Annotated in this window: 25 protein-coding genes; 16 read left to right on the forward strand and 9 right to left on the reverse strand. The window is 35.4% G+C overall.

Annotated features, from left to right (window positions below; all coding sequences use genetic code 11):
* Nucleotides 1–95: 95 nt before the first annotated feature.
* Nucleotides 96–533, forward strand: a complete 438-nt coding sequence (locus ABWU40_RS00685; protein WP_242049510.1) for a hypothetical protein — start codon at nucleotides 96–98, stop codon at nucleotides 531–533.
* Between the two features lie 54 nt (nucleotides 534–587).
* Here the strand turns inward: ABWU40_RS00685 and ABWU40_RS00690 are convergent, their stop codons facing one another.
* Nucleotides 588–1,079, reverse strand: coding sequence for an SH3 domain-containing protein (locus tag ABWU40_RS00690; RefSeq protein ID WP_015589424.1), 492 nt, complete (start codon nucleotides 1,077–1,079; stop codon nucleotides 588–590).
* 70 nt (nucleotides 1,080–1,149) lie between these two features.
* Between ABWU40_RS00690 and ABWU40_RS00695 the strand changes: the two genes are divergently transcribed.
* Entirely contained in the window at nucleotides 1,150–2,478 is a 1,329-nt protein-coding gene (locus ABWU40_RS00695; RefSeq protein ID WP_141456686.1) for a pyruvate dehydrogenase complex dihydrolipoamide acetyltransferase, read from the forward strand.
* 69 nt (nucleotides 2,479–2,547) lie between these two features.
* Nucleotides 2,548–3,372: a hypothetical protein gene (locus ABWU40_RS00700; RefSeq protein WP_015589426.1), complete on the forward strand. Its 825-nt coding sequence runs from the start codon at nucleotides 2,548–2,550 to the stop codon at nucleotides 3,370–3,372.
* Nucleotides 3,373–3,417: 45 nt separating this feature from the next.
* On the opposite strand, the gene ABWU40_RS00705 is transcribed toward ABWU40_RS00700, so the two are convergent.
* The gene (locus ABWU40_RS00705; protein WP_015589427.1) at nucleotides 3,418–4,638 is read right to left on the reverse strand and encodes a P-loop NTPase fold protein; all 1,221 of its coding nucleotides are present in this window, start codon (nucleotides 4,636–4,638) and stop codon (nucleotides 3,418–3,420) included.
* Nucleotides 4,639–4,641: 3 nt separating this feature from the next.
* Nucleotides 4,642–5,247, reverse strand: coding sequence for a recombination mediator RecR (gene recR, locus ABWU40_RS00710; RefSeq protein WP_010963080.1), 606 nt, complete (start codon nucleotides 5,245–5,247; stop codon nucleotides 4,642–4,644).
* A gap of 552 nt (nucleotides 5,248–5,799) precedes the next feature.
* On the opposite strand from recR, the gene ABWU40_RS00715 reads away from it, so the two are divergent.
* On the forward strand, nucleotides 5,800–5,976 hold the full coding sequence (locus tag ABWU40_RS00715; protein WP_179945710.1) for a hypothetical protein: 177 nt from the start codon (nucleotides 5,800–5,802) through the stop codon (nucleotides 5,974–5,976).
* A gap of 311 nt (nucleotides 5,977–6,287) precedes the next feature.
* Here the strand turns inward: ABWU40_RS00715 and ndk are convergent, their stop codons facing one another.
* A complete protein-coding gene (ndk, locus tag ABWU40_RS00720; RefSeq protein WP_015589428.1) occupies nucleotides 6,288–6,707 on the reverse strand; it encodes a nucleoside-diphosphate kinase in 420 nt (139 codons plus the stop codon).
* Nucleotides 6,708–6,820: 113 nt separating this feature from the next.
* Between ndk and ABWU40_RS00725 the strand changes: the two genes are divergently transcribed.
* From ABWU40_RS00725 to ABWU40_RS00735, 3 genes are all read left to right on the forward strand, one after another.
* On the forward strand, nucleotides 6,821–7,642 hold the full coding sequence (locus tag ABWU40_RS00725; RefSeq protein WP_015589429.1) for a hypothetical protein: 822 nt from the start codon (nucleotides 6,821–6,823) through the stop codon (nucleotides 7,640–7,642).
* Nucleotides 7,643–8,590: a ferrochelatase gene (gene hemH, locus ABWU40_RS00730; RefSeq protein ID WP_010082099.1), complete on the forward strand. Its 948-nt coding sequence runs from the start codon at nucleotides 7,643–7,645 to the stop codon at nucleotides 8,588–8,590.
* Nucleotides 8,591–8,660: 70 nt separating this feature from the next.
* Nucleotides 8,661–9,458 (forward strand): hypothetical protein, encoded by a 798-nt coding sequence (locus tag ABWU40_RS00735; protein WP_006280195.1) that lies wholly within the window; start codon nucleotides 8,661–8,663, stop codon nucleotides 9,456–9,458.
* Between the two features lie 3 nt (nucleotides 9,459–9,461).
* Here the strand turns inward: ABWU40_RS00735 and gshA are convergent, their stop codons facing one another.
* Nucleotides 9,462–10,622 (reverse strand): glutamate--cysteine ligase, encoded by a 1,161-nt coding sequence (gene gshA, locus ABWU40_RS00740; protein ID WP_015589431.1) that lies wholly within the window; start codon nucleotides 10,620–10,622, stop codon nucleotides 9,462–9,464.
* 115 nt (nucleotides 10,623–10,737) lie between these two features.
* On the opposite strand from gshA, the gene hslV reads away from it, so the two are divergent.
* Nucleotides 10,738–11,292, forward strand: coding sequence for an ATP-dependent protease subunit HslV (gene hslV, locus ABWU40_RS00745; protein WP_006280198.1), 555 nt, complete (start codon nucleotides 10,738–10,740; stop codon nucleotides 11,290–11,292).
* 1 nt (nucleotide 11,293) lies between these two features.
* Nucleotides 11,294–12,784, forward strand: a complete 1,491-nt coding sequence (hslU, locus tag ABWU40_RS00750; protein ID WP_141456687.1) for an ATP-dependent protease ATPase subunit HslU — start codon at nucleotides 11,294–11,296, stop codon at nucleotides 12,782–12,784.
* 68 nt (nucleotides 12,785–12,852) lie between these two features.
* On the opposite strand, the gene ABWU40_RS00755 is transcribed toward hslU, so the two are convergent.
* Both ABWU40_RS00755 and ABWU40_RS00760 read right to left on the reverse strand, forming a co-directional pair.
* Nucleotides 12,853–13,794: an FKBP-type peptidyl-prolyl cis-trans isomerase gene (locus ABWU40_RS00755; protein ID WP_015589432.1), complete on the reverse strand. Its 942-nt coding sequence runs from the start codon at nucleotides 13,792–13,794 to the stop codon at nucleotides 12,853–12,855.
* Nucleotides 13,787–14,578 carry a polyprenyl synthetase family protein gene (locus tag ABWU40_RS00760; protein WP_141456688.1) on the reverse strand — a complete coding sequence of 264 codons (792 nt, stop codon included), beginning with the start codon at nucleotides 14,576–14,578 and terminating at the stop codon, nucleotides 13,787–13,789. The genes ABWU40_RS00755 and ABWU40_RS00760 overlap by 8 nt, the downstream gene beginning before the upstream one ends.
* Before the next feature lie 181 nt (nucleotides 14,579–14,759).
* Between ABWU40_RS00760 and acpP the strand changes: the two genes are divergently transcribed.
* From acpP to thyX, 6 genes are all read left to right on the forward strand, one after another.
* Entirely contained in the window at nucleotides 14,760–14,984 is a 225-nt protein-coding gene (gene acpP, locus ABWU40_RS00765) for an acyl carrier protein (RefSeq protein WP_213863337.1), read from the forward strand.
* A 13-nt stretch (nucleotides 14,985–14,997) separates the two neighbouring features.
* On the forward strand, nucleotides 14,998–16,269 hold the full coding sequence (fabF, locus tag ABWU40_RS00770) for a beta-ketoacyl-ACP synthase II (RefSeq protein WP_353279197.1): 1,272 nt from the start codon (nucleotides 14,998–15,000) through the stop codon (nucleotides 16,267–16,269).
* 3 nt (nucleotides 16,270–16,272) lie between these two features.
* Nucleotides 16,273–16,398: a hypothetical protein gene (locus ABWU40_RS00775; RefSeq protein WP_255324783.1), complete on the forward strand. Its 126-nt coding sequence runs from the start codon at nucleotides 16,273–16,275 to the stop codon at nucleotides 16,396–16,398.
* Between the two features lie 503 nt (nucleotides 16,399–16,901).
* Nucleotides 16,902–17,345, forward strand: coding sequence for a CPBP family intramembrane glutamic endopeptidase (locus tag ABWU40_RS00780; RefSeq protein ID WP_231115834.1), 444 nt, complete (start codon nucleotides 16,902–16,904; stop codon nucleotides 17,343–17,345).
* Between the two features lie 155 nt (nucleotides 17,346–17,500).
* Nucleotides 17,501–18,778: a UDP-N-acetylglucosamine 1-carboxyvinyltransferase gene (gene murA / locus ABWU40_RS00785; RefSeq protein ID WP_006279833.1), complete on the forward strand. Its 1,278-nt coding sequence runs from the start codon at nucleotides 17,501–17,503 to the stop codon at nucleotides 18,776–18,778.
* Between the two features lie 9 nt (nucleotides 18,779–18,787).
* Entirely contained in the window at nucleotides 18,788–19,642 is an 855-nt protein-coding gene (thyX, locus tag ABWU40_RS00790; protein ID WP_015589436.1) for an FAD-dependent thymidylate synthase, read from the forward strand.
* 72 nt (nucleotides 19,643–19,714) lie between these two features.
* Here the strand turns inward: thyX and ABWU40_RS00795 are convergent, their stop codons facing one another.
* Entirely contained in the window at nucleotides 19,715–21,499 is a 1,785-nt protein-coding gene (locus ABWU40_RS00795; protein WP_141456689.1) for a hypothetical protein, read from the reverse strand.
* Nucleotides 21,500–21,643: 144 nt separating this feature from the next.
* Here ABWU40_RS00795 and priA point away from each other — a divergent pair, with 144 nt between their 5' ends.
* Nucleotides 21,644–23,986, forward strand: a complete 2,343-nt coding sequence (gene priA / locus ABWU40_RS00800; RefSeq protein WP_141456690.1) for a primosomal protein N' — start codon at nucleotides 21,644–21,646, stop codon at nucleotides 23,984–23,986.
* 9 nt (nucleotides 23,987–23,995) lie between these two features.
* Here the strand turns inward: priA and petA are convergent, their stop codons facing one another.
* Nucleotides 23,996–24,595: a ubiquinol-cytochrome c reductase iron-sulfur subunit gene (gene petA, locus ABWU40_RS00805; protein ID WP_015589439.1), complete on the reverse strand. Its 600-nt coding sequence runs from the start codon at nucleotides 24,593–24,595 to the stop codon at nucleotides 23,996–23,998.
* Nucleotides 24,596–24,661: the final 66 nt, after the last annotated feature.

Genomic DNA, 24,661 nt, shown 5'->3' on the forward strand with positions numbered 1-24,661 from the left:
CTCGTTTTAATAATTAATTAAAGTAAAGCATGTAGTAAATGGTGTAATTGCTGTATCTTAACAAAAAGGTATAACGAATGTAAGGAGGGTACTTTATGTCTCTAAAGAATAAAATTTCTGAGCTAATAGAACAACAATTTAGCATTAAATACCATGACAATTATTTGGCTTACGCTATACATAAGTGGGCTGCAAGCGAAATATCTAATTCCATTGCTTTTTGCATAATTGGTTGTGGAAATTGCAAGATTGGATATCAAGATGCTGCAAATTCGTTCAACATAACAAAAGAAGAAATTGAACAAGGTAATATTGCAAGCATAGAAAGTAAAATAAAAAGTGAAGCTGAAAAATCAGGTAGCGAGTTTTCTGAGTTGATTTCTAGAGTGGATCAATCGCTAAGAGAACAAAGTGAAAAGTCTATTGTACAAATTTTAGATTCATCCGCTGAGGAGATGTTAAGGAGTTTCTGTGATAGCCCTGTACAGTCTCCAGAGCATGAAGAAGTCAGTGCCATCCTCTGCTTCACATGAAGAGCATGCTACAGAAGGCCTAGAAACTAGTGTTAATTCAGATCTTTTGTCAACCTAATCAACCCCATATATATGTTTTTTTTGTACCCATGCTTTGCGTTTTGGGGTAGAAAGAAAACACCACTCTTCGTTACACTTTTCTATTTTCATTACAACAAATTTGTCTATTTTTATAGTAATCTTGCTGTCTACACTCTGTTTTTGATATCCATAAGTATCTTCTTTTACAATCGCGTAGCGCTTATCACTAAGAAGATTGCCTTTTATCCATCCGCAGTCTTCATCTATATCGCAGACCTTTTTCCAACTCTCAAACTCTTCTATCACTTTCAGGGGCAGATTTTTGCAAGTGTATATCCATTTTACAGGATAGTGAAACCCTGGCCCCGTTCTCATGTTGATCTTATTTGATTTGGTTGAAACAAAGTTGTTAGCAAACAAGCTATGGCTAAATAATAAAAACAATAGGATAATAGTACTGAACCAAGATCCCAGTGTCACGCACTGGGATAACGTGAGGGATAGTGTAACAGACTTATTCATCATAATTCACGATTAGGTTGACATAAGATAAAGAGTAAATTAAAAATTGAATAGATCTTTAAATGCAAAATCAATGCCTATAGAAATATTAATGCCTGCTCTTTCACCGACAATGAGCAAAACTGGAGGAAAAATTGTAAAGTGGCATAAAAAAGAACAAGACAAAGTTGAAGTAGGCGACGTAATTGCTGAGATAGAGACTGATAAAGCCATAATGGAGTTTGAATCTGTAGATGAAGGAGTTGTAGCAAAAATTTTAGTAACAGAAGGAACAAGTGGCGTGCCTGTAAATCAACCAATAGCTTTAATGCTGGAAGAAGGGGAGGATGAAAATGCACTTAACAACTATACCTCAACTTCCATCAATAGTGCAGTTAAAAAGGAAGTGACAAAATGTGCTGTTGATAATCAAAAATCAGAACACCAAGATTTAAACGGAAAGCCAATAAGTCATTCTTCGGTGTCATTCCAGCGCGTGACGCTGGAATCCAACCTCTCAATGTCATCCCAGTGCTTGACACTGGGATCTAGAAAAGAAGAAGATACTAAGACAACAGAAGGTAGAATAAAAATAAGCCCATTAGCTAAGAAAATAGCTCAAAATGAAGGGGTTAATGTGCAGCAATTAAAAGGTACAGGACCATACGGTCGCATAATTAAGGCTGATGTGTTGGAGTTTTTAGGCAGTGGTATACATACTGAAAGTCCTGAGATAGTTGAAGTAAGCAACATACGCCAAGTGATAGCACAGCGCCTGACTGAATCCAAACAGAATGTTCCACATTTTTATTTAACTGTAGACTGCCAGGTTGATAAGTTAATATCGTTAAAAAACGAGATTAACTCAGCAGATGAAAACAATAAAGTAACAATCAATGACTTAATTATCAAAGCTGTGGCTTTTAGCATGAAAAAATTTCCTGATATAAATTCTTCGTGGATAGATAATAAAATACTTAAATACTCGAATGTAGATATCTCAATCGCTGTGGCACTTGAAGATGGGCTAATTACTCCTATAGTAAAAAATGCTGATAAAAAGGGTATTTTATCTATATCAAAAGAAGTGAAAGATTTAGTAAGCAGAGCAAGATCTGGAAAATTGAAACCTGAAGAGTTTCAAGGAGGAGGGTTTACTATCTCCAACTTAGGGATGTTTGGTATAAAAGCCTTCAGTGCTATAATCAATCCGCCGCAATCTTGCATTATGGCAGTTGGTGCATCTAAAAAACAACCAATTGTTATGAATGAGAAAATAGAAACAGCAGAAATAATGACAGTAACGCTCTCTGTTGACCATAGAGCAGTTGATGGGGCACTCGGAGCAAAGTTTTTAAATGCCTTTAAGCATTATATAGAGAATCCTCTGGTGATGCTTATTGAAACTGCGGTAATCTATTAGCATTGTTATTACAAAATTAATACCTCTAAGTTTATACTTTTATTAGTTAATAGGTTTAGAGGTAAAAAAATGAATACTACAGTAGAAAAAAATAATCCAAAAATTTTTCCTCAAAATGAAGGAAAGATTAACTCAAAAGGCATGGTTGCCCCACCTGTTCCTCCGAAATCTTCCCAAGCTAAATTTGCTGGAATAAAAGCAATTTTTGAGCGAAATGTACCTCATTCTCAAGCAAATGATAGTAATGAAACAGTGAGTAGCAATCTTGGAAGAACATTTGGCCCAACAATGCAAAAACTCATGGAAGACAACATTCATAGCACTCCTAACAAACAACGCCGCAATTCAGGGGATAGTGGTATCAGTGATATTAGTAGCAGCACTTCTGATGATGAGGATAGAACAATAAAAGATAAAATGATGGAAAATGTTAAGCAGGATAACCATCAAAAAAGCTTTGATTTACATAAAGTACAAGCAACTGATGAATTAGAAACCGTAAAATTTCTCAAAACGCTAAGCAAGAAAGAAAGAGAAAAACTTGGTTTTTCTCCTAAACAGCAAAATAACCAAAAGGTTGAGACTAGCAAAAAAACTTATAATCCACTTGATTGGAATCCAATCTATCAAGGTAAAAAGCTCTTTAGCTTAGGCAATATGTCGAGTAATTCGTCTTCATGTAGTGAAAAAAGCAATATTTCAGATGTAAGCGATAAGTCTAATAATTCAAACATTGTTAGATGTAATATTACTAGGAGTAACAGTAAGGAAGACCTTCGTAAACCTGATGCTTCACATAATGACAAATCTGCAGGTAAAAAATTATCTAATGTCAATGTAAGCGAATTAATCAGAAAGTTTGAACAAGGTAATGACATAGTAAAAGGGCGTTAATCAAATGTTACCCTATCTTTGTATATGTGAAGGTAGGGTATCTTTTCAAAATAGTATATCCTTTATAGCTTTGTTAATTTTTGACTCCCTCTCTGCAAAAGCAGTTTCTAGAGAGGTTTTAAGTTTTTCCCATTCTTCTTGACCATTTAGAACTAAAGATTTATATTCATTTTCAATTTTTTCCAATGCTCTTTGATATGAAAAACCTAATTCCTCATATATATCAATATTTATCGATTGCAGTATTACCAAAAATGAAAACAAATTCGGATCAGGTAATTCTTCTCTTGTGTGATTCAGAAGACACAGCTTTATTTTTTTTACGCAGTATTCTATTGTTTTTAACGATAGTGACAGGCTTTCTGCATAAAATATAAAACTATCTACAATCAAATTTTTTGACTTTTTCGGTAATTTAATATTTTCAAATAGTTCTTTTGTAAATTTTTCTATCGGTTGTTTTGGCAAATGTAAAGAGAGATCAGTAAAAGATTTTAGGTCAAAATTTGGTCCAAGTATTGTGCTGATTGCTCTTTGTACATTACTCTTATCTTTACTTACAGGAATAATGAAAACCAGCCCCTCCACATCAAGCATATACTTTATAGATTCCAAAAAATCGACAACGAATTTAGGACGGCACACATCAAGATTATCCACCATTATATAAATGTTTTTGTCTTTTCTGATTTTATTAACCACATCCGCTAACTGTGTTTTAAAATCTCTAGTACTCTCTTTTCTTCTTTGGAGAAGACTTAATTCACTCAAGACAAAACCTATGTCTTTTTTATCAGCCTCTTTTGCAGCATCAAGAAATACTGAAAGCATAGCAAGTGGAGATTTACTGATCAGCTTTCCTAGTGTGTTTAGAGAAAATAGCTCTTGGTTTATGTTCTTGAACTGTTGTATAACACTTCTTTTTACTTTATACGATACAAATAAATCTTCAAATAGGAAATTTAAAAAAGAAGGCAGTGGTTGGTCCAATGCATTGATATCCCATGCACTATAATAAGCTGCAATTTCATTTTGCTGTTTTAACTCTTTTACCCATTCTTTCAAAAAAAACGTCTTGCCCCATCCATCATATCCTTCCAAAGATATTATTGTAAAAGACTGATCAATTGTTTTAATTATATTGTTAAATTTACCTGAAAATTGCTTATAGTTTAGACGGTCATTTTCCCAAGCCACCACTTTAAGTGGTGGCGCTATTTCTTTCTTTTTGAATGTTATTAGCGATATAAGTTTTTTTAAGCACATGTCTTATTTTATATTTAACTCATATTCTTGTCTTGAAGTAAGTGCTATCCTCAGCGTTCCTTCATCAAGATAGTCAATTTCTCCGCCCATTGGTATGCCGCAAGCAAGACGTGATATTTTCACATCCAAATTTTTTAGCAATTCAATTATATATTGTGCAGTAACTTGACCCTCTAATGTCGGATTAATTGCGATAATTATCTCTTCAATTTTAGACTCTGTCACTCTTTTCAGAATAGTATCAAGGTTGAGTTCTTTTGGACCTATGCCATTTATCGCAGACAATCTGCCCCCCAAAACATGGTATAAACCTGAATATATATTTCCTTTTTCAAACGCCCATAAATCACCCAATTCTTCTACTACACACAGTAACTTAGTGTCACGTTTTGGGTTAGTACAAATAGAACAAGGTGATTTAGTATCTAGATTTCCGCAAACTTCACACTCTATTATAAGATCTGCTAGCTCTTTAATCAAAGATGCAAGTGGTAGCATAACTTTTTCTTTGTTTTGGAGTAAATGTATAACTAACCTGCGTGATGATGATGGCCCTAAACTTGGCAATTTAGAGAAAGCATGAACTAGATTCTTTATGTTAACGTTCATTCAATAAATTCAGAATAGGCAGTTAAATGGTAACATCAAACCCTTTGTAAAGAAAGTGGTAAGTTTCTCTTGATCCACTTTGATTAGCTATAGAAAAAATTTTTTACTCTAACGCAAAAAATTACTTCCGCACACTTAAAGCCTGATTATAATAGACTTCTTGCATAACCCAAACTAAGTAGAAAAAGGTATCATCCGAGTAGCTCTCCTTTGTCATCCCAGTGCCCAGACACTGGGATCCAGGAATTTTATTAAGTTTGTAAGCATAAAAGTATAGCTAACGTGAGCTCTACGTCATACTGCCGCGAACCGTCATACCGCGATTCATTCGCGGTATCTCGGCCGCTAACAAGTAGCGGGATGACGGTTGTCAGGCTAGCTGTCATCCCAGTGTCCAGACACTGGGATGACAAAAAAAGGAGCACTGGAATGACAGCAATCTACGTCATACCGCGATTCATTCGCGGTATCTCAGCCGCTAACAAGAGATCCCGCTAACAAGCAGCGGGATGACGGTTGTCGTTTAGCCATAAACATTAAGAAATTTACCAAATGAAAAAAAAGGCAAAAGAAGCCCTGGGTTTATTATCCGCTTTAAAATATTGGCGTTTTTTATGTTTTAAACGCTTGACAAGCGAGATTCAGCCGCTTTTAATTGCAACTAACTTACGCTGCAAATGTTTAAGAAATTTACTAAGCAGAAAAAAAGACAAAGAATCCCCGAGTTAGCTAGTCTTTTACTATCTCTGTCGAGTATTGGCATTTTTTGATGTCTTGTAACGCTTTATAAGCGCGTTCAGCTTATTTAGATAAAAACCTAGATGTAGATGAAGTTTTGTAAAGACATACAGTATCTATATACTGCAAAAAATTGAACATAAGACGCCGATACATTAAGTAATCCTTACCTTTTAATCTGCAGATTGGCGAAAGCAAATACAATAGCTTCAGTTTCATGATAAGGGGGCTGGCGGAGGGTGTCAAGCAAGTTTTTTCGTTTCTATGTTGTCAGCTACTTGGATGACGCCAATCTGAGTTGACTACACCAACTCACATTCAGCAAAAAAGAAAGCTATCTCCTTACGAGCATTTTCTAGACTATCTGAGCCGTGAACTCTATTTTCACTAATATCATCAGCAAAATCACCCCTGATTGTGCCTTTATCTGCCTGCTTTGGATCGGTAGCTCCCATGATTTGTCTGTATTTACTTACTGCATTTTCACCAACTAAAACTTGAACTACCACAGAACCAGAGGTCATAAACTCTACTAATTCCCCAAAAAAAGGCCTATCTTTATGAATTTCATAAAACAGCTCTGCTTGTTTTTTTGTTAGTAACATCATTTTTTGTGCTGTGATTTTCAGCCCAGATTGTTCGATGTAGGAATTTATATTGCCTGTAATATTATTTTTTACTGCATCAGGTTTTAATATCGAAAGTGTCTTCTCAATTGCCATATTATTCCCTTATATAAGATTGTATATTTATGGATTCATTTTATTGCAAATTTTGATTTGATAAAAGTAGTTTTTTATTTATAGTTAAGAATAAACCATCAAGGAGGTATTGTATGGGTGAATGTTGTAAAAATAACACTACTAAACAAGCTGAGCCTACCACTAAAAAACAAGCTAAATCTACTACTAAAAAATTAGTAAGTAACTTTAAGTCATCACTTTTTTGTGGAACAAAAGGATTTTTAACTTTTAATTTGGCCTTTTTAAGCTTTTTGGAATATAGCTTACATCATAATACAGAATTAAAAAAAGGTGCTGCTTTTGCAATGAAAAGAAACACTATTCCATTTCTTGAAATGGCTATCATAGTGCCATTTGTTTGTTTTGCACTGCCAGCTATGCTAGGCAGTATGAGCCTCATGCAATGCGCACTTTTATGTGCTTCCTTAATGATTGCCACATGTTTTATTGTCAGAACTTTTCATCTGCGTGAGAAGTTAATGGAAAAAATCACTAACCATAGTAGAAAAGAAATAGACGCGGAATTTAAGAAAGATACTATAAAATTTCCTATCTTTGATCAAAATAGAAAACACACCGAGTATAATTCGCCTAACTCAGGGCGACTACTGGATGAAACAAGTAGCACCTCTCTTTTCGTTAAAGTTTTACTTTTTCCCCTCAAGGTTCTTCTGAATGTCCTGCAAAGTTGTATAATGCTATCTTTAGCTGCTGTTGAACTTCTTGAAACGGTACCAAGTCTTTTTGTCGATACATTTTTCGATTGGAACTTCACATCTACCAAGAGTAACCTGAAGAGATCAGGCCACTTATTGTATGCCAGTGTAAGAAATTTAGTGCCTATAACTAAATTTGATGAGTGTGTAGCTAATTTTATAGGCACCCCAGAAGTAACTTGTTGTAGTAGTGCGTAGGTGAAAAAGGCAGTTATCTTATTTAATCTTGGCGGGCCTGATTCACTAAATGCAGTCCGTCCTTTTTTATTCAACCTTTTTTATGACAGGAGAATAATCAATCTACCGAATCCCTTTCGGTTTCTTTTAGCAAAGTTTATATCTGCGAAACGAGAAAATACTGCACGAAAAATATACGAGGAAATTGGAGGTAAATCGCCAATTCTAGAGAATACAAAAATGCAAGCTAATGCTTCAGAACTAAAATTAAACGAAAATAGAAACCATGTACACAAGGTATTCATCTGCATGCGCTATTGGCGTCCATTTGCTGACGAAGTTATTGAAAGTGTAAAACAGTTTGATCCTGACGAAGTAATTCTGCTGCCACTGTATCCACAATATTCAACTACCACAACTCTGTCATCCATCGAGAATTGGCAAAAAAATGCTAAACGGTATGGCCTAAAATGCAATACAAAAATGATTCACCGTTATTATGATAACCAAGATTTTATTGAAGCTCACACTAATCTGATAGCTAAGTACTATAAATTGGCTAGAAAAATCGGTAAACCAAGAGTCCTATTTTCAGCCCATAGCTTACCTCTTAGTATCATTAAAAAGGGCGACCCTTACGCTTCACAGGTAGAAAGAAGCGTAGAGTTAATAGTAGAAAAGTTAGCTATCAATAACTTAGATTGGTCAATATGTTATCAGAGTAAGATTGGTCCTGTAAAATGGCTAGAGCCAAGCACTGAAAGTGAGCTATTACGCGCAAAAGCTGATGGTGTACCTGTAGTTCTATCACCTATATCTTTTGTTTCTGAGCATTCAGAAACTCTAGTTGAACTTGATATAGAATATAAAGCAATTATCAAGGATGGATATTACTTTCGTGTGCCAACTCTCAGTACCGATCCCTTGTTTATAAAATGCTTAGCCGATTTGTGCATAAATCTCCCTTAAAGTCCTGATTCATAGGGCTTTTCTTTTAGGATTTTATGTGATAGAATAACAGGAAGTTATTAACTATTTCATGCCAAACAAGCTAAAAAAGAAATCTAACATACTCGCACAAAGGGTGCATGATATTTATGATCATGATTTCAGGAAGGTAATCTGCATCACAACAGGTTTAACAGCCCTATTGTGTAAGATTTCACTGCAATTTTGCTGCGAGTTCATTGACAATAATAGATCCAATATCTTTCTTATACGGAATGTTGCTCGACTAGTAAAGTTTCCGACATCTATTCTATACATTGCCCATTCTGCATTTACTCTACAGGATCTAATTAAGGATTACAGAAACCCTGAGAGTAAAAAAGAGCTGGCAAAAATTGTGGGTAAATCGGCTAATCTTGCAAGCAGCACCATAGAAGCGCTAATGATGTTGAAAATCATCCATTTTTGCACTGGAAGCAATACAGACATAATAAGTTATATTAACTTAACCTCAACGATCCTATTTTTGTTCATTTCAGAACCTATAAGCTATTATTATACATGCAAGGAATATCTGGATAATAAGGATCCTGAAAAGTCTGCTGAGTGTAAGAAGGACCTTATTATTAGCACATTAACTTTGTCGTTAGGTTTATTAAACTTCATATTAAGAAGGATAGAGACTCCAACTATACCAATAAACTTAGGTAATGGTATAATCTATAATTTCAACTTAAGCGTAACAGTCAGCATAATATATAGTGCAGTATTTCTTGCAGTTCAGCTTGACAAATTGTTTCAACAACCTGTCAATGATGATCCTTCCACTGAACTTGATGATGTTCATAATATAAACGGTCATTCTAATGACAGCACTGTAGAGGTATAAGAATTAGGGATGAAAAGATTTTATTTCTACTGCCAACGCTAGTACTGCTAATTTGCTAACAATACTCCAAAGTGATAGAATTTTACCTTCTACAACCTGGCTAACATCATGAAACTCACAGTCAGTGGCATTCAAGCTAGAATATACATCTTTTCTGCTATTACATCGGTATAAGTAACATGTTGGAGTATCTCCTATATAGTATATTAGCGGTTCTGCAGAACTGCTTTTAAACATGTCAATGGTTGGTACACCTTCTTGTATAATAACGCTATTGATTGCTATTCCTTCTTTTATCTTTTTCATTTTATGACGCTTTTTTTTATTGAGGTTTAATATTTCCTCTCCACTTGTTGCTGTTATAATGCCCATCCCATATGTGCCATTGCTTGCTTTGATAAAAACGTAAGGTTGTGTTTTTATTTCATATTCCTCATATTTTTTTTGCACTAGAGATAATATTTGGTCAACTTTAGTTGCTACTGCTCCTAGTGACAAATCATCATCAAAATCAACTCCATCACAGCTCTCTGTAAGCACAGAAATTAGCCATGGGTCTATTTTAAATTCGCCACAAAACTCAGATGCTAATTCTTGATAGATTTCAAAATACTTAAATTTCTGCCTGCTATGCCAACCGTATAGTGGGCTTGGTACTATATCTTGCTTTACGTCTTTCAGCGTGTCTGGAATGTGGCTCGTCATATCACGGTTCAGTATAATAACATCAGGCACAAATCCTGAAGTTGTCTTTAGCAGAGAGTTTTCTTTCACAACAGTTTCATACTGTTCTATTAAATTGTATACTTCATTATATAAAAGGCCAATTCTAGTCTCAAAACCTGCGAGTTGTAGTATTTTCTCTATAACAAATACGTTTTCTATATACATTTTATTGCGTGTATAATTTTCCGGTATTATAAGAACCTTTTTGTATTGATGTCTTTTAAAATAGCTTTTTATCAATCTTGCTGCCATCGTTCTTGATTCTTCACTTAAGTTATTGAACCCCGCAGGAAATAAATTAGCGTCTACTGGAACGATTTTATAGCCAGAGTTTCTAAGATCTATAGAGCTATAAAATGGCGATGTAAGGCCATTAAATTTTGCTTCGAACCAATTATTTATACTTTTTTCCAAATCTGGGTGAATTATGTTTTGCATCTGCACTTTAAATGTTATAAGGAAGGTATTATATTATAAGCTATAGTTGAACATATTTAGTAAATTTGACTAAAGATTAAAGTATAATGAGATTCTTATTTAAAGTGATAGAAAAATGATTCAACACGATAACAATAAAATGTATGGCACTACTATATTATCAATTAGAAAAGATAAAAGTGTAGTAGTAATAGGTGACGGACAAGTTTCACTGGGCCACACTGTTATAAAATCTGGAGCAAAAAAAGTTAGGCGTCTTTCTGGTGATTCCGTAATTGCTGGATTTGCCGGGGCAACAGCCGACGCATTTACTCTTTTTGAAAGATTAGAATCTAAACTTGACAAGCACCCAGGGCAATTAATGAGAGCATGTGTTGAACTTGCAAAAGACTGGAGAATGGATAAATATCTGAGGAAATTAGAAGCTATGATGATCGTTGCAGATAAATCTATTTCATTAGTAATTACGGGAACAGGTGATGTTCTTGAACCTGAAGATGGAGTCGCAGCTATTGGCTCTGGGGGAAATTTTGCTCTATCTGCAGCAAGAGCTTTAATTGACATTAAAGGAATATCAATAGAGGAAATTGCGAAAAAGGCTATGAAGATAGCTGGCGATATATGTGTTTATACAAATCATAATGTAGTTATTGAAAAGATAGAGGAGTGATATGTCTTCCAAGCAAAAAACTTTATGCACCAATTTTTCCAATCAGCCCATAACCCTTTCAGAAGGGCGGTCTTGTAGTAGTGACACCTACGATGAAAAAGATAACCTCTATAAAGATACTAAGAGTGGTTTTGATTCAAATGACAGCGATGTTCAAGTTAATGACAGCACTCAAGTTTTGTTAGATGACCTGCCACCACAGAAGATAGTTAAAGAATTGGACAGATTCATAATCGGACAGGATGATGCAAAGCGTGCTGTTGCTATTGCGCTCAGAAATCGTTGGCGTCGCAATCAGGTTCCATTTCCATTGCGTGATGAAATCATACCTAAGAATATATTGATGATCGGTCATACAGGGGTTGGTAAAACTGAAATAGCTCGTCGCTTAGCAAAACTTGCCGGTGCACCGTTCATAAAAATTGAGGCAACGAAGTTTACTGAAATAGGGTACGTTGGACGTGACGTTGATTCGATAATACGCGATTTAGTTGATGCAGCAATAGTTTTAGTTAAAGAGAAAGCCCGTAAAGCCTTAGCTAAAAAGGCTTTAATTTTAGCTGAGAAAACAATAGTAAACTCTATGGTAGGCGAAAATGCAACCGAAGAGAGTAAAAAAATTTTTAGAGAAAAGTTGAGGAATAAAGAGTTTGAGGACGGAGAAGTTTCTATTAACGTCAGAGAGAGCAAGAGTATGTTACCTACTTTCGATATACCAGGCATGCCAGGTGGGCAAGTTGGTGTGATGAATGTAACAGAAATAATGGGCAAGATGTTTAACGGGAGCAAAAAAACAAAAACTATTACGGTGAAGGTAAAAGAAGCGCGTGAAATATTAATTAATGAAGAAAGTGAAAGGCTAATGGATGAAGATAAGATAATCAAAGAAGCCATTGATCTTGTTAGTAATGACGGTATAGTATTTTTGGATGAAATAGACAAAATTGCAGCGCGTACAGAAGTAAAAGGTGAAGTAAACAGAGAAGGAGTGCAACGCGATCTGTTACCATTACTTGAAGGAACAACTGTTACAACTAAGTATGGCCATGTAAAAACAGACTATATATTATTTATTGCATCTGGTGCTTTTCATCAGTCTAAACCATCTGACCTCTTACCGGAATTGCAGGGCAGATTACCGATCAGGGTAGAACTTAAGGCACTTACTCAAGAGGATTTAATAAGAATATTAAAGGAACCAGAATCTAGTTTGTTAAAGCAGTACATAGCTTTAATGAAAACAGAAAATGTGACACTTGAGTTCACTGATGATGGTATAAAAACCATAGCTGAAATAGCGTTTACAGTTAATAGGCAAGTGGAAAATATAGGCGCAAGAAGGCTTCACACTGTCATGGAGAAGCTTTTAGATGAAATAAGTTTCATTGCTTCTGAGAAAAATAGCGAAAAATTCATTATAGACAGCAAGTATGTAAAAGATAAACTTGAGTCAATTTCGAAGCAGCTTGATTTATCTAAGTTTATACTTTAGGAAAAACGAAAAGCCTACTTTAAGTAGTATAGAGAGTGTTCAGAAGATTAGCCAGTAGACCTAAAATTTCAGCTATATTCTTTAGGCTGTTTTTCAACAGTAGAATGGTGTGCTGCGACCTCTTGCTTAACATCTAAGCTTAAGTCAATTATTGAGATATTTTTTTCATCATAATCTATGTCTTTTATTAACATATCGTCAGTAATAGTCAAAAGGTCAGGCGGAGAAAGAATAGTTCTTTTATTACCAGCTCTCATTCCCACAACTCCAAGCTCTATAGCAAGTGGTATTTTTTTATCGCCAACCCTAAATTGCACTGTTTGATCTTTGACTATATATTCCCCATTATGCTCCTTTACGCTATATTTAACCGATATCTCATCACCGCACCTTACTTGTTTTCCAGTCTTGTTAATTAAGTCATTAAAAACCATCAGATTATTTACTGAGTCGGGATATTTATCCTTTACTTCGATCAGTTTGACGTAATAAGAATTAAAATTCATTTTGTTCTCATTGGCAATAGTAACTACACGCTCTCCGCCTTCTTTCATACCTATTGCCCCTAAACTCACTTCTTTTAGGTCATCTTGACCTATTTTCAAAGTAACATCAGAAACTTTGCTAGGGAGTGTTGCTGAGTTATTATTAGAAATTTTATATATTTGCAATAGGACTTCCAGGCCACAAAAAGCCTTGCTGCCACTGCCTTCAGTAATTTCATAAAAATTTATCGAATCCTCTTCTTTTTGCTGCGTCATTTCTTCTAAATATTCTGTTAGCCCATGCTTTTCAATATAGCGGTCAAGTGCTGATTCAAGTATTGGCTTCACTAGGTAATATGCTATCGTCTGTATCAAACCACCATGCGTGGCATTTATCTCATAAAGCTTGTCCTTTTTTTCCGGTTTACCTTTGTTTATATAGACAATAGTAAACACAAAAGCAGAAGTTAAAGTGAGAATCATTACTACGGAAATAAGCATTTGTAATATAATTTTTCTAACCATCTTTCTTTACTTGATTCAATAAATCATATAAATAATTAGTATCCCCTGAAAGCGCACTCAAATTATCCAAGCCTTGTTTAAAGAGGCCGTCTATATAGTCCTCTACTTCACTTTTACCAAGCACAGACATTAGGTTATTTGTTTTATCTTGTTCGTAGTCTTCAATATCATCCTTAGCTTGAAAGATAAGCCCTAGGTTTATCCCGTAGTTATATAACGCTCTCCGTTGTTCATCTGTAGCACCCCCTATTATAGCACCTATTTCACATGAAGCTGCAAATAGTTTTGCGGTTTTCATCAAATGAATTTCTTTTATTTTGTTAAAATCTGTGTCAATATCTAAAGCCTGTCCTCCCACCATTCCCCTAATTCCTATTGCTTGAGAGAGCACTTTTATGATCTCACAGCGTTTCTCATTTAACGAAGATAATACCTCAAAAGCCAGAGTAAGTAGTGCATCTCCGGCAAGCACTGCTGTTGCTTCATCAAATTTTTTATGGCAGCTTAGCTGGCTTCTGCGAGTATCACTGTTGTCCATGCACGGTAAATCATCGTGAATTAGAGAGTAAGCATGAACAAATTCAATTGCTGCAGCAACTGATATTACTTTTTTAGCTTCCGCGTTAAACACTTGCGATGAAGCTATGACTAAAAAGGAGCGTATATGTTTTGCAGGAGCAAGGAGTATATAACGCATAGCTGATATAAGCTTATTCTCGCTATTTTCGGGTAAGAGTTTGTTTACTTCTACAATAAGCAAATTTTTTGTTGTTTCGTCTAGCATTTTTGAATTGTTAATTGTTTAGCACGTAACGCTAGCCAGCTAGGGCAGTAGAAAACTTTGCTGTAGTTTACCAGTTATAAAAGATATTGCAAACATAAAAATTTTTTATAACATCAAAGAATAGGTTATTTTTTTGGTAAGAAATGTGAATAGCGAACTAGCAAAGAGCACTAGAGAAGACATAGAAGAAAAAGTGAAAAAGATTATACTAGAGCACATTAGTAAGGATGTAGAGAAATTCAACAGCTCTTCAAAGCTTTCGGAGCATGGTACGGACAGTTTAGATGCAGTTGAAATCATCATGGCGGCAGAAGAAGAGTTCGGGATAGAAATTCCAGATGAAGACGCACAAAAAATGGAAACTATGGAGCAAATAGTTGAGTACATTAATAATAAAAAAGGCTAATAGTTAGTGTTAAATGAGCAGAAGAGTAGTAGTCACTGGTGTTGGTTTAATCACTCCACTAGCAGCAGATGTTGACAACACTTGGTTAAGGCTAATAAAAGGTGAATCCGGCATAAAAGCAATCAATACGGATAGATTTGACTCTTCTGATCTTGCTTGCAAAATTGCAGGGCAGGTGCCGTTGCAATCAGACAACATTGAGCACCATTTCAATCCACTAGATTATATTTCTGAGAAAGACTCAAAAAGGACAGATCGTTTTATCCATTACGGTATTGCAGCAGCTATTCAGGCAGTAGATGATTCATTAATTTTGGAAAGCCAAAATATCAATCGGGAACGTGTTGGTGTGACTATTGGCTCTGGTATAGGTGGTCTTCCGTCAATTCAGGAAAATGTTATTACCATGCAGGAAAAAGGGCCCAGACGTGTCAGTCCATTTTTTGTCCCTGCAAGTCTAATAAATTTGATATCTGGCCATATTTCTATTAAATACGAATTTACAGGTCCAAACGATTCAGCAGTAACCGCATGTGCAACAGGTGCGCATGCAATCATAAACTCAGCAAGAACTATAAAACTTGGTGAAGCGGATGTGATGATTGCAGGTGGAGCAGAAAGTGCACTGTGTAGAGTTGGAATTGCAGGTTTTGCATCTATGAAAGCGTTATCAACTAAATTCAATGATAAACCCAAAGAAGCTTCCAGACCATGGGATGCAGAACGCGATGGTTTTGTTATGGGTGAAGGAGCAGGTATATTGGTGTTGGAAGAATACGAACATGCAAAAAAAAGGGGAGCAAAAATATATGCTGAACTGAATGGATATGGACTCACAGGAGACGCACACCACATCACTGCACCGCATCCAGAAGGAAGAGGCGCATTTAAAGCAATGCAACTTGCTCTTCATAGTGCACAAATTAATCCCAATCAAGTAGGGTATATCAATGCACATGGAACTTCAACACCACTTGGAGATAAAATCGAAGTGATAGCAATGAAAAAGTTGTTCGGCGATTACGCTTATAAAATACCCGTTTCTTCAACTAAATCCTCTACAGGGCACTTGCTTGGTGCTGCAGGAAGCGTTGAGGGAATATTCAGTATTCTTGCATTAAATAATGGGATTATTCCACCAACCTTAAATTTACACAAGCCTTCAGAAGGATGTGATTTAAATTTTGTACCGTTTAAAGCTCAGGAGCATAAAATTCAATATGCACTTTCTAATTCGTTTGGTTTTGGTGGCACTAATGCATCGCTCATATTTGGACAAGTTTAGTTGATGTCACCCCAGTGTCTTCCTCTTGTCATTCCAGTACCCTCCTCTTGTCATGCAAGCAGCTCTCCTACTGTCATCCCAGCACGTGACACTGGGATGACAAACGGTTGTGAAATGGAATACATATAAAAATTAAACTATCAATAGCAATTCAAAAAGAAAAAATATTCTATTCATCCCTGAAGAAGTATTTTATTGACAATTTATGAATAAAGATCAATAATGCAGAAAAGGAATTGATGGGCGTATGCATGAATTTAACCACTATTAATTGTACATTATTTGTTGTAATTACATATTTTTTGACGTGCATTATAGCTTGGTGCTTACCTTTCAAAGACATAACATTATTAACAACATTTGTTCCGGCTTCAGTTGCAATTTTGCTAACCATTTATAATAAACAGAAGGTAAGGGATCTTTTTAAACTTAGTTCGCCAAAAAACTGTCTATTAGGGTTTATACTTATTCTGGTAAGTATGCTAATTTCCAATGGTCTTTTGTCAATTTACTGCGGTTTTTCATTTTTCCGAGAGTCTTTTACGTTAGACCGTGTAAAGGATTTGAGTGCAGTTTTGAGTCCATTAGTGATGTTATTTGTTTTATTATCAACCTTTGTGATGTGGATCATTATGTCTCTTGGTGAAGAGATCGGTTGGCGTGGCTATCTTTTGAAAAATCTTAAAAGCAAAATATCAAATTTTTATATCAGAGCAATTATTGTCGGTATTATTTGGTCAGTATGGCACATACCAACTTATGTGGTTGCTGGCTCAGCTTTGTGGAAGGATGGCTTTACATTCCCGACTATTTGTGCTTATACCCTTTATATTTGTGCAATGTCTATAATGTTTACCTGGTTGTTTGAAAAAGACAACTCGATTTGGCCAGTAACTATTGCTCATGCAACAAATAATCTTGTGTATAGTGTTTTGAGCATTCTAATGCCGTCTCCTCCTCTGTCAACTTTCGATGCAGTAATTCGCCTTACATTAGGAGCAGCTGGTTATTTCATTGTTGCAATTGGTGTTATTTGGTTTGATAAAGCTCGAGAGCGTCATTTGAGTAATTCATAGTATAAAATTTCGGGGGCAATTCGCATCAGGTGTCATGCAGGTAGCATGACACTGGGATGATGAGGAAGAAAAAGCAAATTTTGCCTTTTACGGTCAATCTATTATACTTAGTAAGACTTCAATAAACTAATGAATTATACTTTATATCTAATTAAATGCACAAGATATTAATAAGAAATAACTACAAACCTTTGGTCGGAAAAATCAAGATTAATGGCTCAAAAAATGCTGTTTTACCAATAATGGCAGCAAGTCTATTAAGTAGCTCCCCGGTAATTTTGCATAATGTACCTGATTTAATTGATGTGCATCTAATGTCTAAGTTGCTTGAAAGTCTTGGAGCAGAAGTGAACTTTATGCACAATAAAAATTATAAAGCGAACCATACTTTGAAAATTGACTGCAGCAATATCAACAATCACGTGATGCCATATAAAACCGCAAGTAAGCTAAGAACTTCTTTTCTAATATTGGGTCCAATGCTTAGCAGATTTGGCAAAGCGAGAACAGCATTTCCTGGTGGATGCAACATTGGAAAGCGTCCCGTTGATATGCATATTAAAGCATTAGAAGAAATGGGAGCTAAAATTGAAATTGACGGCTATAATATAATTGCAACAGTGAAAGGAAAGCTACAAGGAAAAGAAATCACATTTGAGAAAATAAGTGTTGGCGCAACAGAAAATGTAATAATGGCAGCAACATTTGCAGAAGGAGTGACAACAATAAACAATGCTGCAACTGAGCCGGAAGTTCTTGATTTAATAGATTTTCTGAAGAAAATGGGTGCTGATATTGAAATTGATAATACAAAGGTCATAATAACAGGAGTTGAAGCACTAAATGGATGTGTTCATAAAATAATACCAGATCGCATAGAAGCAGGCACCTATGCACTAGCTGCTATAATAACCGGTGGTAAGTTGGAGTTGGAAGGAATAAATCTATCTGATATAAGGTGTATTACAAATGAGTTGGAGACTATAGGAGCTATGGTTGAACTGTATGATGGAGGCATTGTTATTTCCAGAAAAAATGGCTCTATTAAGTCTGCTAACGTTGCGACAGATCCATATCCCAATTTTCCCAGTGATATGCAACCACAACTGATGTCTGCAATGTGCATCGCTGATGGGATATCAGTAATTGAAGAGAACATTTTTGAAAACAGATTTACACATGCAGATGAATTGAGAAAGTTAGGTGCTAATATCAGCATCGAGAAAAGCAAAGCTACTATAAGTGGAATAAAAAGCTTATCTGGAGCTAATCTATATGCTACTGACTTAAGATCAACAGCAGCTTTGGTGCTTGCTTCTTTGGTAGCCGGTGGAGAAACTATAATAAACAATTCACATCATTTATGGAGAGGATATGAAGCAATGCATGAAAAACTCAATTCATGTGGAGCTGATATCTCCATTTCGTCTTGAGGATATTTTATGAATGAAGCAACCAAACGAACTATAGTAAAAGAAATAGATGCAATCTTATATGAAGAACATAAGGTATTAGACCATGGATTTATTCGAGTAGTGGATTATATGGGCTCTGATAGCGCTATAGTTCAAGCTGCTCGTGTTTCTTATGGCAAGGGAACAAAACAGATAAGTCAGGATGAAGCACTTATAAAGTATTTAATGAGACATCATCATACAACTCCATTTGAAATGTGTGAAATTAAGTTTCACGTGAAACTTCCAATTTTTGTTGCAAGGCAATGGATAAGGCATAGAACTGCAAATGTGAATGAATATTCAGCAAGGTATTCAATACTTGATAATGAATTTTATACACCTAAACCAGAACAAGTTGCAAAACAATCTGACAATAATAAACAAGGTAGCGGGGAAGCTTTTGATCCAGATACCTCAAAGGAAATAATAGATTCTCTAACAAATGACTCTAATTTAGTATATTCTCATTATGAAAAATTTATTGAGCAGGGGCTTGCAAGAGAAATTGCCAGAACTAACCTAATGCTTAATTACTACACGCAATTTTATTGGAAAATAGATCTGCATAATCTCCTTCATTTTTTGAAGCTTAGAGCTGATAAGCATGCCCAATATGAAATCAGAGTTTATGCAGAAGTTATGCTGGATATAATAAAAAAATGGGTTCCACTGGCCTACAATGCCTTTGTTGAATATTGCCTAGAATCAGCCTGTATTTCAAGAACTGGTCTAGAAATAATTCGCAAATTAATTAAAGGGGAAAACGTTACTAGAGAAGAAAGTAATATTGGTAAAAGAGAATGGGGCGAGCTGATGTCTATACTTGATAAACAATCTTAAAGATAAAGGCATACGTGTCAATCTCCTCTGTCAGTTAACTCTCGTTCACCAGATTGAATCTTGCTTTTTACATCACATTAACTCATCACTTTTATAGAACATCTCATTAAAATCATTTAGAGTTCCAAAATCCTGACCCTTGATAAACAGGTGATCATTAGCAACATGTGCTTCATCAAGAGTAAACAGCTCGTAATGATGATTGTGAGCGGGCCTAACAATTTCATTATATAAAACCATTACTTGTTCGTAGTTATATCCATCGCCAGCATGATATTTACCACGTACGGTATCATAAAAATTCTTTACATCATCATATGTCACTTGCAGCTCCACCTTATACTTTCCCACTTCAAGAGGACTTCCTGTCTTTATTTTTAAGGGATGTTGTGAATTTGCAACACTGTTAGAAGTTTCTGCTTCAATATCAGAATTTTTATCCATATTTTCTATCACACTTGCCATAACAGTTTCTTGTTCATCTTCTGTTGGTTTTGTTTGTTTTTCAGTCTTATTACTGCTACTGTCAGTTTCCACAGTTACTTTTTTTACTTCTATATCTTTTTGAGCTTTCTCATTACTTTGCTTGTGTATTTCATCTCCATGCAATTTTTCCTGCAGAGCTTTTTTCGTATCAGCATAATCATCACGATTGCTTTGCAAAGCTGGTTTATAACTGCTGCTATCATCCGCTTGCATTTGATCTATATAGTTAGATTCTTCTTCCTGTATAGTATTTTTTGCGTTATCCTCACCAACCGTTCCTTTCTCCCCAGACTTGGCTTCACTCTCTACCACAACTTCTTCGTCTACTTGCTCATCATCAATTGTAAATTCAGTACCTATCTGATTGCTATCTTCCTCCAATTCATTAGATAATTTTTCAGATAGCTGGTCACCACTCAAATATGGTTCCTTTGAATATTTAGCATAATTATGGGGATCGGTTCTGTTTTCTGAATAAAACCCACTTTCAAAGTCTGAGTAGGAGCTTTGATTGAGCACAAAAAATAAGTTTTCATAATTAACCAGCATATCACTATCAGGGCTAACAAAATTTAAATATTCATCGCCTTCCCATTCTGGGTGGTGTCTATACTCTGCTATGTAGTATTTACTAGAGTCGAGAGGTATCTTGTCACCTTCTTCCCCATCAAGTTGTAAAACTACTGCTGAATGCCCATTACCTAAATCATTACCTTTTACCACTTTGAATATTTTAATCTCATCCTTTTCTACAAGTTCTTTTAACTCCTCGTTCTTTTCATTTAACTCTTCCTCCCTTTGTCTTTCTGCTTCTCTTTCTCTTGCCAATCTTTCTGCTTCTTCATCAGCTTTCTTCTGCAGTTGTGAGAATACATTTTGTAATATATCTTGTGTGGTTAAGCTATTTGTGTTGCTTAAAAAATTATCTAACACATTTGATGCAATTGGTGACAATTCACCGTGATCATCAAATACTTTTTCCTTTGCTTTATTATAGTGATTTGGGTTATAGATTGCATACAGAGGATAAAAACCATAATCTGCAATTGACGCTCCGTCAGGTGATAGTTCCATTGAGAATCCATAGTAATTAAGTGGAAGATTGGAGGTTAAATATTTACCGTTATCATCCCTAACGTGTAGCTCACTTCTACCATTGTGCTCACTATATTTGTTGTAGTAGATATAAAAATTCTCATGGTTAAGATTGAAGTGATCATCTAGATTATCGAATTGAATTGTACTGCCAAGCTTCTCCCGCAAAAGATTTTTGCTTTCATCTGTAAGCTTTATATGTGCAGAAAAGTAGTATCGATCTATAGGTTCGCCTTTTTCTATTTCAAAGTTCAAAGTAATCTTGTCGTTGACCATTGGTAGCCTCCACAAATTCTATAAATCATTTTATTTATCAATCATACGGTCTGTACTATGAAAAATGTGTTAAACGTTAAGATTTTCTCTGTACCGATTCATCTATATTGCCAGGCTTAATAAAGTTACAAGCTCTTTAAAACAATGTTAAACTCAATCACTATGGCAAAAACAGTTGACGTATTACTATCACTTCCAATTGATCAGTTATTTTCATATGCAATTGAGGAAAATACTGAGATTTTACTTGGAGATTACGTAGTGGTGCCATTTGGCAAAAAACGCTTAATCGGAATAGTTTGGAAATACAGTGATAAAAGTAACCGAGAATTAAAATTTATTGAGCAAAAAATCGATTTACCAAATATTAGACCAAAATTGATTGCATTTGCAGAGTGGGTTGCACAATACAATTTAATACCTATTGGTATGCTTGCCAAAGTGATAATGGGAGGAGTGTTAAAAGTAAATCACATAGATAAATTGGTTTGTGTTGAACAAAAGCAGGAAACAAGTGAAATAAGTTGCCAATTAAGCCCTGAACAGCAGATAGCTAGTGATAAAATAATAAGCAATTTGAACGAGTATTCAGTGACTTTGCTTGACGGTGAGACAGGATCTGGAAAAACCGAAGTTTATCTCTCTGTGATTGCACAATTGATTAAGAATTACACTGCCGTTCCAAATGCTGCTCAGACTTTACCATTCCAGTGCCCAGAGACACAACTGTACGAACATTGTGATTTGGGTCTACCAAGAGGGTGTTATCCGAGTAGCCTGACACTGGGATCCAGTTTTTCATATAACCTCATTACAAATGTTTATTTTAACTTAAAACCAATACCTAATTTACAATCAAAATTCCTGGATTCCAGTGTCAAGCACTGGAATGACACCTTTATACTCAAGGCAAAACCCACTGTAACATTTAGCATACCGTCTTTGCCACGTACTAGTATGACACCAGAATATGTTGAAATGACATCAGGAGAAGGTAATACACAAATTTTAATCCTCCTACCTGAAATTGTTTTAACTTCACAATTGGTAAATCGTGTTCGCGGTCAGATATCAAAAAACTTAGTTGAATGGCACTCAGGGCTCACTCCAAAAACTCGCCGGAATAATTGGCTCAATATAGCAAATGGAAATGCGCAGATAATTATTGGTGCACGGTCAGCGCTTTTTTTGCCTTATAAAAACCTAAAATTGATTATCGTTGATGAAGAGCACGACTCATCTTTTAAACAAGAACAGGGAATTATATATAATGCTCGAGATATGGCGATAATCTTAGCCAAATTTGAAAATATTCCGATTATTTTATCATCAGCTACTCCACTGCTTGAAACGATTCATCATGTTAAAAACGGGAATTACAATCATGTAAAGCTAACTAAGCGATTTGGTGGTGCAGAATTGCCACTCATTAAAGTAGTAGATATGAGGAACAACAAGCAATGGATCTCCTCTGAGCTTTTTGAAAGCATCAAACAAACCATAGAGAAAAAACAGCAGGTTATGCTTTTTCTAAACCGCAGAGGGTATGCACAACTGGCAATTTGTAAAAAGTGTGGATATAAAATTTCCTGCTTAAATTGTGCTGTTTGGCTTACATATCACAAGAAAAAAAATGCTCTTTTGTGCCACCACTGCTCTTATCAATTGAAACTTCCAGAAAAATGCTCTAATTGCCAAAGTGAACAGCCATTGTCCCTCTACGGCATAGGAATTGAAAGGTTACTTGAAGAAATGGTGAAATTAATACCAAACGCAAAAACTGCGATGATAAGCAGCGATCAGAAGTCGGTTAGTAACATCATTGATTTAGTGTTAAAGGAAGAGGTGAACATTATAATCGGCACACAGATAATTGCTAAGGGGCACAATTTTCCCAAATTAACTTTGGTTGGAGTAATAAATGCAGATTTGAGCCTCGAAAATTCTGATTTAAGAGCAGCGGAAAAGACCTATCAATTATTGCACCAAGTTGCAGGCAGATCAGGAAGGTTTAATGAAAAAGGAATGGTAATAGTGCAAACTAATAATCCTGAAAGTTCAATAATAAAAGCATTGCTGCATCAAAAAAGAGACTCATTTTATGAAATCGAACTTAAGTCAAGACGCGAAGCCAAAATGCCACCATTTAGCAGATTAATAGCGCTTATAATTTGTGGTAAGAATCAGATTGCAACACAAAAAGCAGCGAATGAAATAGTAAAATCTCTTCTTTGTTATCCAAGTAGCTTAACTACTTGTATCCAGGAAAAAAATGTAGGTGTAGACAAAAAGGAATTTGAAATTCTTGGCCCATCACCAGCAGCAATAAATTTTTTAAATAATAAGTATCGGCATAGGGTATTATTAAAAATACACAATAAACACAGTTTATCTATACAAAAAAAGCTGAAATATTGGATTAAAAATTGTAACTTGAATTCGAGTATTGCAGTGATAATAGATGTTGATCCTGTGAGTTTTTTTTAACGAGTTCCGTTAAGCCTTCTTGCCAATTACCACAACATTCTCACTGGGAAAAAAATAATCAGGTACAGCCATATTTTTCGGTGCAGGACCCCCAATCACTCGGCCTGATGTATCATAATATGAACCGTGGCAAGGACAGAACCAACCATTACCATCTCTTGTAGCGTGGTCAACCGGTACACACCCAAGATGTGTACATATTCCAAGCATAATTAACCATTCGTCTTTTCCTTCGTATACTCTCTGCTCATCTAATTGAGGATCCCTCAAGCTCTTCACATTCACAGCTCTTGCAGCCTCAATTTCTTGCTTTGTGCGTCTACGAATGAATACTGGTTTACCTTGCCACTTTACTTTTACTCCGTGTCCTTCCTGAATTCCAGACAAATTCACCTCCACTGTGGAAGTTGCTAGAACTTCAGCAGAAGGATTCATAGATTTAACCAGTGGCCAAAGTCCGCTTGCAGCTCCTATACCTGCCATAGCGCATGTAGTTAATGTTATAAAATCTCTCCTACTCTTATTTTTAGTAAGGTCTTTAACAGGAGGTGTTTTTTTATCCTCTTTGTTTGCCAGTGGTTTTTTATTTTTAGTTAAATTTTTGTCCATTGATCTTTACTTAGCCATAAGTATATATTTTAATTTAAATACTGCGTATTAATCAACAAAAACTTG

It is taken from the genome of Wolbachia endosymbiont (group A) of Cydia amplana (assembly GCF_964028495.1).
GTDB classification, from domain to species: domain Bacteria; phylum Pseudomonadota; class Alphaproteobacteria; order Rickettsiales; family Anaplasmataceae; genus Wolbachia; species Wolbachia pipientis.